Annotated in this window: 13 protein-coding genes; 4 read left to right on the top strand and 9 right to left on the bottom strand. The window is 69.6% G+C overall.

The genetic code is table 11. From position 1 onward, the window contains the following. Window positions 1-128 precede the first annotated feature (128 nt). Entirely contained in the window at window positions 129-1,304 is a 1,176-nt protein-coding gene (locus QSK17_RS18520) for a cytochrome P450 (RefSeq protein WP_285706105.1), read from the bottom strand. A gap of 220 nt (window positions 1,305-1,524) precedes the next feature. Between QSK17_RS18520 and QSK17_RS18515 the strand changes: the two genes are divergently transcribed. Both QSK17_RS18515 and QSK17_RS18510 read left to right on the top strand, forming a co-directional pair. Then, entirely contained in the window at window positions 1,525-2,040 is a 516-nt protein-coding gene (locus QSK17_RS18515) for a DUF732 domain-containing protein (protein ID WP_285706103.1), read from the top strand. A 392-nt stretch (window positions 2,041-2,432) separates the two neighbouring features. Continuing rightward, complete coding sequence (locus QSK17_RS18510) at window positions 2,433-3,803, top strand: sensor histidine kinase (protein WP_285706101.1); 1,371 nt, start codon at window positions 2,433-2,435, stop codon at window positions 3,801-3,803. A 94-nt stretch (window positions 3,804-3,897) separates the two neighbouring features. Here QSK17_RS18510 and QSK17_RS18505 read toward each other — a convergent pair whose 3' ends face one another. The 4 genes from QSK17_RS18505 to QSK17_RS18490 all read right to left on the bottom strand — a co-directional run bounded on the left by QSK17_RS18505 (window position 3,898) and on the right by QSK17_RS18490 (window position 7,033). Continuing rightward, window positions 3,898-4,545: an HAD family hydrolase gene (locus QSK17_RS18505; RefSeq protein ID WP_285706099.1), complete on the bottom strand. Its 648-nt coding sequence runs from the start codon at window positions 4,543-4,545 to the stop codon at window positions 3,898-3,900. 50 nt (window positions 4,546-4,595) lie between these two features. After that, on the bottom strand, window positions 4,596-4,994 hold the full coding sequence (locus QSK17_RS18500) for a type II toxin-antitoxin system antitoxin (RefSeq protein ID WP_285706133.1): 399 nt from the start codon (window positions 4,992-4,994) through the stop codon (window positions 4,596-4,598). Between the two features lie 2 nt (window positions 4,995-4,996). Continuing rightward, window positions 4,997-5,896 carry an SPFH domain-containing protein gene (locus tag QSK17_RS18495; protein WP_285706098.1) on the bottom strand — a complete coding sequence of 300 codons (900 nt, stop codon included), beginning with the start codon at window positions 5,894-5,896 and terminating at the stop codon, window positions 4,997-4,999. Between the two features lie 186 nt (window positions 5,897-6,082). Then, window positions 6,083-7,033, bottom strand: a complete 951-nt coding sequence (locus QSK17_RS18490) for an EamA family transporter (protein WP_285706096.1) — start codon at window positions 7,031-7,033, stop codon at window positions 6,083-6,085. A gap of 79 nt (window positions 7,034-7,112) precedes the next feature. On the opposite strand from QSK17_RS18490, the gene QSK17_RS18485 reads away from it, so the two are divergent. Continuing rightward, window positions 7,113-8,018 (top strand): LysR family transcriptional regulator, encoded by a 906-nt coding sequence (locus QSK17_RS18485; RefSeq protein ID WP_285706095.1) that lies wholly within the window; start codon window positions 7,113-7,115, stop codon window positions 8,016-8,018. A gap of 94 nt (window positions 8,019-8,112) precedes the next feature. Here the strand turns inward: QSK17_RS18485 and QSK17_RS18480 are convergent, their stop codons facing one another. Genes QSK17_RS18480 through QSK17_RS18470 form a run of 3 tightly spaced genes read right to left on the bottom strand, consistent with a single transcriptional unit; the run spans window position 8,113 to window position 10,516 of the window. Then, entirely contained in the window at window positions 8,113-8,364 is a 252-nt protein-coding gene (locus QSK17_RS18480; protein WP_285706094.1) for an SPW repeat domain-containing protein, read from the bottom strand. Further along, the gene (locus QSK17_RS18475; protein WP_285706093.1) at window positions 8,361-8,753 is read right to left on the bottom strand and encodes a hypothetical protein; all 393 of its coding nucleotides are present in this window, start codon (window positions 8,751-8,753) and stop codon (window positions 8,361-8,363) included. The genes QSK17_RS18480 and QSK17_RS18475 overlap by 4 nt, the downstream gene beginning before the upstream one ends. After that, window positions 8,750-10,516, bottom strand: coding sequence for an MDR family MFS transporter (locus QSK17_RS18470; protein WP_285706091.1), 1,767 nt, complete (start codon window positions 10,514-10,516; stop codon window positions 8,750-8,752). The genes QSK17_RS18475 and QSK17_RS18470 overlap by 4 nt, the downstream gene beginning before the upstream one ends. Before the next feature lie 185 nt (window positions 10,517-10,701). On the opposite strand from QSK17_RS18470, the gene QSK17_RS18465 reads away from it, so the two are divergent. Next, on the top strand, window positions 10,702-11,175 hold the full coding sequence (locus QSK17_RS18465) for a hypothetical protein (protein WP_285706090.1): 474 nt from the start codon (window positions 10,702-10,704) through the stop codon (window positions 11,173-11,175). 391 nt (window positions 11,176-11,566) lie between these two features. Here the strand turns inward: QSK17_RS18465 and asnB are convergent, their stop codons facing one another. Further along, window positions 11,567-13,408, bottom strand: a complete 1,842-nt coding sequence (gene asnB / locus QSK17_RS18460; RefSeq protein ID WP_285706089.1) for an asparagine synthase (glutamine-hydrolyzing) — start codon at window positions 13,406-13,408, stop codon at window positions 11,567-11,569. Window positions 13,409-13,571 lie beyond the last annotated feature (163 nt).

Here is a 13,571-nt window from a genome sequence, read left to right as displayed (position 1 = left end):
TCCACGGACCGCCCCCGGCCGGTACGGCTCACGCCCGCGACGGCGCCCGCAAGCGCGAGCGCGAGCCGTCACATTTCCGGCCGCAGGCCCTCACTTCGGTGAGGGCGGTCGCATGCCGCCTGCACTCATCACCAGGCGACGGGAAGCGCGGCGAACCCTCCGGTGAGGCGGTCGGCCCGCACCGCCAACTCCTCGTACGGCACGGCCAGGCGCAGACCGGGGAAGCGCGCGAAGAGCGCCCGGAACACGGCGCACAGCTCCACCCTGGCGAGACTCGCCCCCAGGCAGTAGCGGCTCGCGTAGCCGAAGCCGACGTGCGGGTTCATGCTTTCCCGCTCGATGTCGAAGCGGTCGGGGTCCGCGTAGGCGTGCTCGTCCCGGTTGGCGGCGAACGTCGCCAGCACCACCAGCTCACCGGCGCGAACGGTCACGCCGCCGATCTCGACGTCCTCGTGCGCGTACCGGACCAGGCCGTGCTGGCTCGGCGCGGCCACGCGCATGATCTCCTCCACCGCCCCGGCGACCCGCCCGGGGTCGCGGACCAGGGTGTCCCGCTGGTCCGGGTCGCGGAGGAGCAGCAGCACGCCGTAGTCGATCTGGTTGACCGTCGTCTCGTGTCCGGCGAACAGCAGGCCGCCCGCGATCCTGGCGACCTCGTTCTCCGGCAGCTCCGCGGTGGCGAGATCGGAGTAGACGTCCTCGCCGGGACGCTTCCGCTTGGCCCGGACGATCGCGTAGCTGTACGCGTTCATCTCGGCCTGGGCGGCGGCCGACCGCTCCGGGTCGGACAGGTCGGTCATCTCCTCCGCGATCGCCCGGAACCGCTCCCTGTCCGCGTACGGCACGCCGAGCAGCTCGCAGATCACCTGGATGGGCAACGGGACGGAGAGGCGCTCGTGCAGGTCGGCCGGCGGCCCCAGATCCGCCATCCGGTCGAGCAGCCTGTCCACGAGGAACGCCACCCGGGCGGAGAGCCTCCGCATCCGGCGCGCCGAGAAGGCGGGCGCGAGCAGCCGCCGCATGGAGTCGTGGACGGCGCGTTCCGTCGCGTGGTCGCCGGTGGGGCCGCCGGCGAACGCGCTGTTGGACAGCCGGGGCGCCGACTCCGGGGTGGGATGCGACCGGCCGAACCGCTCGTCCGCGAAGACCTGCCTGATCTCCTCCCAGCCGCTCACCAGCCAGGCCTCGTCCCCGGTCTCGGTGTGGATCCTGGTGATCGGGTCCCTGGCCCTCAGCTCCGCGAACTCGGGGGAGATCTCCAGGACGTCAGTCCGTACGAACGGCAGCCGAGGCAGTCCGGACATGATCAGATTTCCCTTCGAGAGACCTGAACCTTTCCCGATGTCTCTCCGCCCACCGGTCGAACAAGCCCGTCAAAGCATCCCTTGACGTCACTTTCATGCACATAAGGGAAAGAGTGGGCTGCCGCCCCATGCGCGACAGGAGGGTTATCGCCGACCGAAAGTGGACATTTTGGGGGGTTGACCGGGACAAGTCATAGCCAATGGCCCTACGTTCCTTTTTATGCAACAAACGCCTGGTTATCAGCAGCACCCGTATGACCACTCCCCCCAGCAGCAACGGCAACCCCAACAGCAACAGCCGCAACCTGGCCCGACACCGCCGACCTCCCGCCGGAAGTCCCGCAGCAAGGCGCCGTGGCTGATCGTCGCCGTCATCCTGGTCGTCGCGGTCGTCGGCGTGGTGACTTTTCTCCTGACGGGCAGCGAGAAGCCCGAGTCGGCCGCGAAGCCCGCCAAGAGCGCGGCGGCCCCCCGTGCGCTGCAGACACCGGACGCCGGGCAGCGGGCGGTCTACCTGGAAACCCTCCAGTCGATCGCGCCGGGGCTCGCCGCGAACGAGGACCGGGCGATACGGCAGGCCGGCAAGGTGTGCGACCGGATTCTCAACCCTCCCGAGAGCGGCCCGAGCCTGGCCCAGTACACGATCGCGGAGCTGTCCAGCGGGGACACGACGATCACTCAGGCACAGGCCTTCAAGGTGATCGTCGCGGTGAAGGTGTGGTGCGCCAAGTCCTGAGCCCGAACCCCTGCTCGGTCATATTCGCCGGACCAGAGAACCCGTCGGGAGGCTAGAAGATTCGCAGGGAGACCAGCGGACCCGTCGGGCCCGACATCATGCCGGTGGCCGGATCACCTCATCATCCGGCCGCCGGCATGCCACCGGCCTGCCATCGACATGAAGACCGTCTACCACTTGCCGACCGCCATCCCCTGTTCCCGATCCCTCAGTCCCGCCGCCACCCTGCGCTCACCGGTCCGGCCCGCCATGCCCCACACCGTTCCACCTGTGCGCGCCCTCGGGCGGCCTCGCCGCCATGGGCGTACGGCGGCGTGCCACAGGTGGCACTATTGACCACTTTTGGTATGGGATCTCCCTTTTGCGGGAAAGTGCTGTCCTAAATTGCTCACGTGGGCGACGACAAAGCCCCTGTGAGCATGTGGCAGCGATGCTCCATCAGGACCCGCCTGACAGTGATCACGAGTTCTCTCATGGCGCTGATCTGCACTGTCGTGGCGGTGCTCGTCCTGATGGCCGTGCGGGAGAACGTCCGGGAACGTCGCGTGAGGAACCTCGTCACCCAGGCGGTGGACATCACCCAGCAGGTGCACGAAACGGGCAAGGTTCCTCCTCTGCCCGACACTCCGGGCACCGCGATCCAGGTGTTCGACCCGTCCGACACTCTCATCGCGGCCACGCCCAACATGGTGAACGCGCCACCGATGAACAGGCTGATGTTGCGGCCCACGGGCGTCGCGACCAGCAACATCTGCGACCTTCGGGCGTTCCCCGGCGAGTGCAAGATCGGTATCTACTTCCCCTTCCACATGCCCGACGGGGTGTGGCGGCTCCACATGGCGGTTCCCGATCCTCCCTGGTACGTGAGTTTCACCGTGCTCGGCCTGGTCATCGCCGGGTGGATGCTGCTGGTGGGGGCGACGGCCCTGGCAGCCAACCGGCTCGTGGGCAGTGTGCTCGCTCCTGTGGACGTCATGACGTCCGAACTGGCCGAGATCACCGTCGGCGACCTGAGCCGGCGGGTCCCGGTCCCCTGGTTCCATGACGAGCTGCGGCGGCTCGCCGAACGGGCGAACCAGACCTTGGACCGGGCCGAGACGGCGGTCGAACGGCAACGCCGGTTCGCCTCGGACGCCTCCCATGACCTGCGCAGCCCCCTGACCGCGATACACCTCGAGATCGAGGAGGCGCTCCTTCACCCTGAGAAGACCGACTGGAAGACCACCGCGCGTGCGCTGCTGGACAGCGTGGAACGGCTCCAGGCCCTGGTCTCCTGCCTCCTGCAGATCGCACGGCTGGACGCGGGCGCTCCCAGAGGACGCGACACCGTCGATCTCGCCGATCTGGTGACATCCGAGCTGGCACTGCGACCGCGCAGCATCACGGTGACCGAACAGCTCACCCCCGGCGTGACGATCAACGGCGACCGGCTGTACCTCGCCCGCCTGCTCGGCAACCTCCTCGACAACGCGGAGCGCCACGCCGAGAGCAACGTGACGGTCACGGTCTCCCGCGACGACGGGACCGCGGTGCTCGAAGTGCTGGACGACGGCGACGGCATACCGGCCGACAAGCGGGAGATCGTCTTCCAGCGCTTCGCCCGGCTGGACGCCTCACGGAAGAAGGACACCGGAGGCACCGGCCTCGGACTGCCCATCGCCAGGCAGATCGCCGAGAACCACGGGGGCACACTCACGATCGCCGACTGCCCGCGCGGCGCCAGGTTCGTGCTCCGCATCCCCTGCGCCCCCGAAAAGCGCTGAACAGCGCCCCTGAACGCGCCCCCGAACAGCGCTGAACAGCGCTGAACAGCGCCCCTGTGCAGCGCCGCCGAACCGTCTCGTCCGTGGCCGACGGTCAGTACGGCGTGGCCATGTCCAGCAGCGGGGCCAGCGCCGACTCCAGATCCGTGATGCCGCCGTACAGCACGCCGGTCATGCCGAGCGCCACCGCGGCCTCGACGTTCTCCGCCCGGTCGTCGATGAACAGGCAGCGGTCCATCGGGACGCCGGCCCGCTCGGCGGCGATCTCGTAGATCCCCGCGTCCGGCTTGACCACGCCGACTCTGGCGCTGTTCACGACCTCGTCCGCGAAGTACGCGAGTCCCAGCAGGGCGAGGTCGTCCTCCACATCGGGGGTCGCGTTGGTCACCAGCACGACGGGCACATGCGCCTGCGCGAGGCGGAGCATCTCCACCACGTTCTCATCGGCGCGGAACGGGGTCCGGGTGAACATGACGGCGAGCTCGCGGGCCTGCTCCATCGGCACGTGGTCGGCGAGCGCCGCGGCGATGACCTCGCCCCACTGCTCCACGGTCTGCTCGCCCCGCAGCACCGGCAGGTCGTTCTCGGGCGCGAGAGCGATCTTGGCGGTCGTTCCCTCCGCCAGCCCGGCCACGCGTTCCATCCGGGTCAACTCGGTCATGTCGTAGAAGCGGATCACACCGTCGAGGTCACACAGCACCGCGTCGAAGGGTCTGCCGTGCACAGCCTGGGGATTCGTCACGGCACCTCCATAGCACATCCTCCGTCACTTAAGCCGAATGTCCCGGAGGGTCAGCCCTCCGGGACGTCCGGCTCTGTGCTCTCTTTCGCGCGACGTTCCGCGCTCTGTCCGGTGCTCTGTCCGGTGCCCTGTTCGGTGCTCTGTTCGGTGCTCTGTTCGGTGTGCTGTCCGGCGCGCCGTCCTGGGCGCTGGTCCGAGCCTGGTTCTCCGCCCTCACCGGAACTCCGTCCGGCCGCCTCCGGCGTTCCCTCCGGAGGCGCATCCGCGGCTCCCACTCCGGCGTCGTGCCGGCCGTCACGCCGGGTGTCCCGCCCTGCCTGCCTGAGCGCGAGGCGCAGGCCGTACTCGATCTGGGCGTTGACACTGCGCAGGTCGTCGGCGGCCCACCTGGCGACGGCGTCGTAGACGGCCGGATCGAGCCGGAGCAGGAGCTTCTTGCGTTCAGGCATGGTCAGGCATAGAGGCTGCCGGCGTTGACCACCGGCTGGGTCGCCCGGTCGCCGCAGAGGACGACCAGGAGGTTGGACACCATCTGGGCCTTGCGCTCCTCGTCGAGTTCGACCACGCCCTGCTCGGTCAGGCGGTCCAGGGCGAGACCCACCATACCGACCGCGCCTTCGACGATGTGGGCGCGCGCGGCGACCACCTGAGCGGCCTGCTGCCGGACCAGCATGGCCTGGGCGATCTCCGGAGCGTACGCCAGGTGAGTGATCCGGGCCTCCAGCACCTCGACCCCCGCGAGCACGGTGCGCTCGCGCAGCTCGGCGGTAAGCTCCTCCGCCACCTCGGCGCCGTCGCGCAGGCTGGTCCGGCCCTCGACGTGGGAGTCGTACGGGTGGCTGGTGGCCAGGTGACGCACGGCCGCCTCCGACTGGATGGCCACGTACTGCTCGTAGTCGTCGACCGCGAACGCCGCGCGCCCGGTGTCCACGACCTTGTAGACGACGACTGCTGCGATCTCGACCGGGTTGCCGTCGGCGTCGTTGACCTTGAGCTTGGCCGTCTCGAAGTTGCGAACCCGCATGCTCACGCGCTGCTTGGTCGTCAGCGGGAGCACCCACTGGAAGCCGGCCTCGCTCACCGACCCGATGTACCGGCCGAGGAACTGCACGACCTTGGCCTCGTTGGGGTTGATCACGGTGAAACCCGTGGCTGCGAGGAAGAAGACCGCGATCCAAAGGATCAGTGCCAGGCCCGGGACGGCGAACTCACCCGGGTTCTCGCTCAACGATCCATCGCTCATCCCGTCCCCCAGCCCGCTTCGCAGCGCGATGGCGACGATCACGCCACCGAGCACCAGCAGCCCGATCAGTACGGCGAAGCCGTTCAGACGGAACGCCCGACGCTCCATCGTTCCTCCTTGCTATTGAAGTGATATCACTACGATAGCCCAGAGATAGCCCATTCGCGCAAATCGGATATTTCCCAACTCGGCCGGCGCCCCCGATGACGAGAATGCGCGTTCCGGCCGCCGCGGCCGCGTCGAGCAGCGCCATCGTGGTCGCCGCAACCGTGTGCTCCTGCCCGGGGACGGGCTTCATCGGGTGTTCCTTTCCTTGACGAGGCTCGGGACGGAAGAGTGCGGGCGGGGACGCGGGGGAATCTGTGCCGCGACGATCGCGGCGAGCGAGAGAGCGAAGCCCCCGAGCTGGATCGGGACGAGCGTCTGGCCGAGCAGGACGACGCCGAGAAGCGCGGCGACCATCGGCGAGAGCAGGCCGAGGACCGCGACCGAGGTGACCGGCAGCGTGGTGACGCCGCGGAACCACAGGACGTAGGCGAACAGCCCGCCGAACAGACCCAGCCAGAGGTAACCGAGGACGGCGGGGCCGTCCACCGCGGGCGGCGGGCCCTCGACGAGGAACGTGACGGGCACCAAGAACAGGCCGCCGGCGGTGAGCTGCCAGCCGGCGAACGCGGTGGGGCCGACCCCGGCGGGACGCCCCCAGCGCTTGGTGAGCGTCACCCCGAGCGCCATAGTGACGGCACTGGCGAGGCCCGCCACGAGCCCGACGCCGTCGAACGCCGCGTTCGGGCCGATCACCACCAGGCCGACGCCTACGAAGCCGATCACCCCCCAGACGAAGCGCCGGGCGGACGGGCTCTCATGGAGGATCGCCACGGCCAGGACGGCGACGATGATCGGCTGGGCCGCTCCAAGCGTGGCGGCGACGCCTCCCGGCAGGCGCTCGGCCGCCGTGAACAGCAATGGGAAGAACAGGCCGATGTTCAGCACGCCGAGCGCCGCCGCTTTCCACCACCACGCCCCGCGCGGCAGGGTCCGGGTGATCGCCAGCGCGATCAGGCCCGCGGGCAACGCGCGCAGGAGCCCCGCGAGCATCGGATGCCCCTGGGGGAGAAGCTCGGAGGTGACCACGTACGTTGTGCCCCACACGACGGGCCCGAGTGCCGTCACCGCGGTGCGGAACAGGTTCCCGTACGCGCTACCGGTTTTGACGGAGATTGTGTGTGCTGTCGCGTTTGTCACGAGCCCAGTCTCAGGCGGCGGGCATCAATGAGTCCAATACATACTTGTCACTTCATCAATCTCGATTCACGATTGATCCATGGAGCTTCAGCAGTTGCGCTACGTGGTTGCCGTCGCCGAGACGAACAGCTTCACCCGCGCCGCCGAGCGATGCCTCGTCGTCCAATCCGCCCTCAGCCACCAGATCGCGCGCCTGGAGCGGGAACTCGGCGCCAGGCTCTTCGACCGCACCAGCCGCCGAGTGCGGCTGACGCCCGCCGGTGAGGCGTTCCTCCCCGCCGCCCGCCAATGCCTGGACGCCGCCGAGCGTGCCGCCGCCGACGTCGCCGCGGCCGTCGGAGAGATACGCGGACGGCTCACCGTGGGCGTGATCCCCACCGTCGCCGCGGTCGACATCCCGGCCGCGCTGCACGACTTCCACCGGCGGTACCCGCACGTGCGCATCGGCCTGCGCGTAGGCGCCAGCGAGGAACTCGTCGAGCAGGTCAAGCAGGGTGCCATCGAAGTCGCCTTCCTCGGCCTGCCGGCCACGGCCCGCCCTCAGGGCGTCCGCGCGTACGAGTTGGCCCGTGACCGGCTCGTCGCCGTGGTCGCTCCCGGTCACCCGCTCGCGAAAGAGCCGGATGTCGACCTTCGCCGACTGTCCTCCGAGGTATTCGTGGACTTCCCGGCAGGGACGGCCGGCCGCAACCAGTCCGACCAGGCGTTCTCCGCCGCGGGCCTCGGCCGCGACGTCGCCTTCGAGGTAACCGCGGCGGATCTCATGGCCCGGCTCATCCAGCAGGGTCTCGGCGTCGCGATGCTGCCGTCCACCTACACACCCCAGCTCACCGGCGTGGTCACCATCTCGGTGACCGACGCGCCCGCCCGGGTCGAGCACCTGGTCTGGAGCCGCTTCGGCCTCACGCCCGCGGCGACCGCCTTCCTCACCGCCCTCGGTGTCCCGTCCGAACTCCTCACGGAGCGGAGCCGGCACGACCGGTGAAGTCCTGAGGGCCTCCAACCGCTCGCTGTACTGGGCGGGCGGCTGCCTGGGGCGTCGTGGAACCTGCTCGGCCCGCCCTGACCGGCGGCGTGGGTCAGCGCTGGGCCGGCTGCTGGGCGGGGTGCTGGGGGCCTTTGGCGTACATGTCGGCGATGTGACCGGCGAGCACCGTGAAGAAGCCGGTGAAGCCGAGCAGCGCGAGCACCGCGCCGACGATCACGTCATTGCGGGTCGCCGTGGTCCAGGTCACACTGTCCGGTTGCTGGCCGGTCACGAACGGCGCCGCGACCAGCCAGACCCCTATTGCGAAAAGCAGGCCGATGCCGGCGATTCCCCATCTGCTCACCAGTCCTCCTCGGTGTGCCTGTTGCCGGTCCGCTCAAGCTGGTCGGCGGCCAGCGCGGCCACCAGCGGCTTGAGCAGGCTGTGCAGGTCCTCTGTCGTCGGTACGGCGGGAGCGGGGGCGGGGGGCTGTTCCTGCTCCGACGACGCGGCGGGCTGCTCGGCGGGCCGCTCGGGAAGAAGCCCGTCGGCGCGGAGCTGTGCGCGCCAGGCCCGGGCCCACACCACGATGGTGGCCAGGGAGAGCGCGCACGCGCCGGCTCCCGTCCACATATCGACCTTCACCGCCGTCCCGCCGGAGGGATAGTCCAGCCCGTACGGCGCGAGCATCAGCCAGACGCCGGCGCCGAGAGCGGCGGTCGCCGTGATCAAGCCGGCCAGATAACGGGTCATTTCCTCTCCTTTTCCGTCAATGCCGCGAGCAGCACCTGGCCGGCCAGCGGTCTGAGCAGCCTCCGGGAGGCCACGCGGGCCCGGGCGGCGTCGTCCGCGCCGACACCCGCGGTGCCCGTGCTCCCGTCAGCGCCCCCACCAGCGCCCTCGTCAGCGCCGCCACCAGCGCCGTCCCCCACGTCCGGGACGAGCCGGGCGGCGGCCGCGAGCAACCGGGGCGAATGCCCGCGTTCGAGCCGGTCGGCGAGCCAGGCGAGGGCGACGCCGGTCACCGCCAGCGTCACCGCGCTCGGCTGCGTGGGCGTCTCCCCGCGCAGCGGCACCTCCTTCAGGAAGAGCGCGAGCAGCAGGCTGGCGACGGCGAACGGTATCGCCCACAGGTAGACGGCCTGGACCGCCTTGGTGAACGCTTCGAGCAGTTCGTGGAGCTGCGCGGCGGGCAGCCGCGCGAGCAGGCCGGGATCGAGCTGGACGGCCTTCGGCGGCAGCCCGCCCTTGGCCAGCTCCTCCTCAAGGGTGCGGATCTGGATCGTGCCGAACAGCGCGGTGCCCAGCGAGCCGCCGAGGGTGCGGAAGAACGCGATGGCGCTGGAGGCGGTGCCGATGTCACGCGGGTGTACGGCGTTCTGCGTGGCCACCAGCGGGACCTGCATGAATCCGCCCACGCCCAGCCCGACCACGACCGTGAAGGCCATGAGCAGCGCCATCGAGGTGTCGACCTCGACCAGGCTGAGCAGGTAGAGCCCCCCGGCCAGGATCGCGGCGCCGATGACGGGCATCGCCTTGTACCGGCCGGTCTTGGAGACCACCACCCCGCTCGCCAGGGAGGCGACGATCACGCCGCCGGTCAGCGGGACCAGGGCGAGCCCGGACTCCGTCGCCGTGTCGCCGCGGACGATCTGGAGATAGGTGGGCAGGTAGACGACGGCACCGAACAGCGCGACGCCGGACAGCAGCGACAGCCCGGCGCTGACCGCGACCACCGGATCGGTGATGACCCGCGGCGGCAGGATCGGCTCCGCCGCGCTGCGCTGCCGGGCGGCGAAGGCCACGGTCAGGCAGACGCCCGCGACCGCGAGGCCGATGATCTGCGGCGAGGACCAGTCGTAGGTGCGGCCGCCCCACACGGTGACCATCAGGATTGAGCACACGGCGGCGACCAGGAGGACGGCTCCGGGGTAGTCGATGCTGTGCTGCGTCCTGGTGCGGGGCAGGTGCAGCGCCACCGCGATCACGGCGAGCGCGGCCACGCCGAGCGGGAGGTTGATCCAGAAGATCCACCGCCAGGTGGCGTGGTCGGTGAAGAACCCGCCGACGAGCGGGCCCGCGACGCTGGCCAGGCCGAACACGCCGCCGAAGAGGCCCTGGTAACGGCCCCGGTCACGGGGCGGGATGACATCCGCGATGATCGCCATGGCGAGCGCCATGAGGCCGCCGCCGCCCAGCCCCTGGACACCCCGGAACACGATCAGCTGGGCCATGTTCTGCGCGACGCCGCACAGGATGGAGCCGACCAGGAAGATGAGGATCGCGCTCTGGAAGATCTGCTTGCGGCCGTACAGGTCGGAGAGCTTGCCGTACAGCGGGGTCCCGGCCGTGGACGCGAGCAGGTAGGACGTGACCACCCAGGAGAGCTGGTCCAGCCCGCCGAGCTCCTGCGCGATCATCGGCAGCGCGGTGGCCACGATCATCTGGTCCAGAGCGGCGAGCAGCATGGCGAGCATGAGTCCGGCCATGACGAGCCGGATCTGCGCGCGAGTCAACAACGACAACCCCCGCTTCGGTCACAATGAGTGATTCAGACACTACGCAGAGATGATAATCGCTGTACCCAGAATGACCATTCTTCTCCGTCCCCGGCCGAACGACGGGCCGAACGACGGGCCGGCGAGGGACGCTCCAGCAGGACACAAGATTGCTCCAAGTGGGCGCCGCTACTCATGAAGGCATGAAGAACAGCACCGTCAGAACCCCTTTCAGAACCGCCCGCCGGGCCGGTGCTGCCGCACTGCTGGCGGTCGTCGCCGGAACCCTGGCCGCGCCGGCCGACGCGGCCGCGGCCCGGCTCCACTGGGGGCCGGTCCAGTCCCGGAGCGACCACGGCGGGTACGCCACCGCGGACGTGTGGATCACCGATTTCAGCGCCGAGACGTTCGTCGTTTCCGGCACGCTGTACGACCGCGACGGGCACCGCGACCATTGCGCGTACATCCGCGCCCGCTTCCATTACCCCGGCGGCGGCACCGGATGGGCGCGGCCGCGGACGACCTGCGCGGCGAAGAGCTCCTTCCAGCTCTCCTCCGACGGCGAGATCACGCGTGTGGACGTGAAGGTCTGCGTGCTCGATCGAGCCCAGCGGGCGACGCTGAGCTGCTACGTCGACCCGATCAAGGCCGAGACGGTGGCGAACTGGCCCCGCTAGCCACGGGCGTGACCCCGGCGCCGGAAAAATCCCTCGAAAACCGGCGGACGGATGTCGAGAACCCGGCGACCGCTCCGACTGCCGTGGGGCGTGACCCCGGCGACGTCCTCTCGGTCCCGCGCGCCCTGTCGGCCCGCTGCCACCTCTCAGTCGGAGCGGGACGGGGTCCTCGACATCCGGCGTCGATTATTTCCCGAGCAGTTTTTGCTGAGCTGCTTCCGGGGCTGCTTCCGGGGCTGCTTCCGGGGCTGCTTCCGGGGCTGCTTCCGGGGCCGACTCCGGGGCTGCTTCCGGGGCCGGCTCCGGGCTGTTTCCGGGGCTGTTTTGCCGGGCAGACGCGAACAGCGCCGCCCCGCAGGACGGCGCTGCTCTACTGAAGCCTGGAACGGGCTCAGATGGTGACGCGCACCCCGTACCTCTCCAGCCAGGCGTTGAACTGGATGAACTGCTCCATCGCGGCCCTGCTCTCCTGGAGGCTGGTCGTCCCCACCTCATGATCGACCAGGCTCCGCGTCTTGGCGATGTCGATCAGCGGCGCCACCGCGAGGTCGTCCCGGCCGAGGAGCCGGAGCGTCTCGGCCTGGAGCGCCTGCTCGTACGCGGGGTCCTGCGTCGAGGGGTAAGGGCTCTTGCGGCGCTCGACCACCGACCGCGGCAGGACGTCCGCGGTGGCGGCGCGCAGGAGGCTCTTCTCCCGTCCGTCGAACGTCTTCATCGCCCACGGGGTGTTGAAGACGTACTCCACCAACCGGTGGTCGCAGAACGGGACGCGGACCTCCAGGCCCACGGCCATGCTCATCCGGTCCTTGCGGTCGAGCAGGATCTGCACGAAGCGGGTGAGGTGCAGGTAGCTGACCTCCCGCATCCGCTTCTGCAGGCCGGTCTCGCCGGGCAGCGCCTCCACCTCGGCCAGGGCCTGCTGGTACGCGTCGGCCCGGTAGGCGGGGATGTCGAGCTTGCGCGTGAGCTGCTCGTCGAACAGCGTGTCCAGGCCGCTGCGCCCGATGGACCCCCGCATCGCCAGCCACGGGAAGGTGCCGGAGTTCACCGCGCCGGCGTCGTGGAACCACTTGTACCCGCCGAAGACCTCGTCGGCGGACTCGCCGGAGAGCGCCACGGTCGAGTGTCCGCGGATCGCCTTGAACAGCAGGTAGAGCGAGGTGTCCATGTCGCCGATGCCGGCCGGTATGTCACGGGCGCGCAGGACCGCGGCCCGGACGGCAGGGTCCATCAGATCGGCCGAGTTCAGCAGGATGTCGGTGTGGTCGGCGCCGATGTGCTCGACGACGTCCTGGACGTACGGGCCGTCGGGGGTGTCACGCATCTCGTCGGGCTGGAAGTTCTCGGTGTATCCGGCGAAGTCGACGGAGAACGACCGGACCTTCGTCGTGCCCAGCGCCTTCGCGGCGAGCGCGGTCACGGCGCTGGAGTCCAGGCCGCCCGACAGCAGGGTGCACAGCGGCACGTCGGAGATGAGCTGGCGGCTGACGATGTCGTCCAGCAGCCCGCGCACGTTCTGGATCGTGGTGGGGAGGTCGTCGGTGTGCTCGCGGGACTCCAGCGTCCAGTAGCGGCGCCGGGTCATGCCCTCACGGCGGATCCGGACGAGCTGACCGGGACGGACCTCGTACATGCCGCGGTAGATGGCCCGCTCCGGTGTCTTGACGAAGGCGAGCAGCTCGCGCAGCCCGTCGGCGTCGACCACTCGCTCGGCCAGCGGGTTGGCGAGGATCGCCTTGGGCTCCGAGCCGAACAGCACTCCTGACGGGGTCGGGTAGTAGTACAGCGGCTTGATGCCCATCCGGTCGCGGACCAGGAGCAGTTCCTCGCGGCGGGCGTCCCAGATGGCGAAGGCGTACATGCCGTTGAGCCGGCCGACGAAGTCCTCGCCCCACTCCAGGTAGGCCTCGAGGACGACCTCGGTGTCGCTCTCCGTACGGAAGCGGTGGCCGCGGGCGGCCAGCTCGGCGCGCAGCTCGCGGAAGTTGTAGACCTCGCCGCTGTAGGTGAGGACGGCCAGCAGCCGCCCGTCCCGCTCCGCCGCCATCGGCTGGCGGCCGCCTTCGATGTCGATGATGGCGAGTCGGCGGTGACCGAGCACCGCGTGCGGCTCGGCCCACAGGCCCTCGGCGTCCGGCCCCCGGCACGCCATGGTGTCGGTCATGGCCTGTGCGACGTCACGCTCGGTTCTCAGATCACGGTCGTAGTCCACCCAGCCGGCGATTCCGCACATCTTCAGCCCCCTCTCGAAGAAGTTAGTACAGCTAACTAAACGCCTGACCAGCGCGGATTATGCCCGCGCGCGTACGGAATCAGTTCACCTATCACCACAAATGCGCACAAATGTCATGTAAAGCGACGAACCAACCCGTATGTGACAGATGGGTTCAGTTAGC

Origin of the sequence: Microtetraspora sp. NBRC 16547 (genome assembly GCF_030268965.1) — a bacterium.
Taxonomy (GTDB): Bacteria; Actinomycetota; Actinomycetes; order Streptosporangiales; family Streptosporangiaceae; genus Microtetraspora.
This window is presented reverse-complemented; position numbering and strand designations above follow the sequence as displayed.

Coding starts and splice junctions, on each gene's coding strand:
- QSK17_RS18520 (WP_285706105.1), bottom strand. CDS start 1,304: ATGTCCGGACTGCCTCGGCTGCCGTTCGTACGGACTGACGTCCTGGAG.
- QSK17_RS18515 (WP_285706103.1), top strand. CDS start 1,525: ATGCAACAAACGCCTGGTTATCAGCAGCACCCGTATGACCACTCCCCC.
- QSK17_RS18500 (WP_285706133.1), bottom strand. CDS start 4,994: ATGCCTGAACGCAAGAAGCTCCTGCTCCGGCTCGATCCGGCCGTCTAC.
- QSK17_RS18495 (WP_285706098.1), bottom strand. CDS start 5,896: ATGGAGCGTCGGGCGTTCCGTCTGAACGGCTTCGCCGTACTGATCGGG.
- QSK17_RS18485 (WP_285706095.1), top strand. CDS start 7,113: ATGGAGCTTCAGCAGTTGCGCTACGTGGTTGCCGTCGCCGAGACGAAC.
- QSK17_RS18475 (WP_285706093.1), bottom strand. CDS start 8,753: ATGACCCGTTATCTGGCCGGCTTGATCACGGCGACCGCCGCTCTCGGC.
- QSK17_RS18465 (WP_285706090.1), top strand. CDS start 10,702: ATGAAGAACAGCACCGTCAGAACCCCTTTCAGAACCGCCCGCCGGGCC.
- asnB (WP_285706089.1), bottom strand. CDS start 13,408: ATGTGCGGAATCGCCGGCTGGGTGGACTACGACCGTGATCTGAGAACC.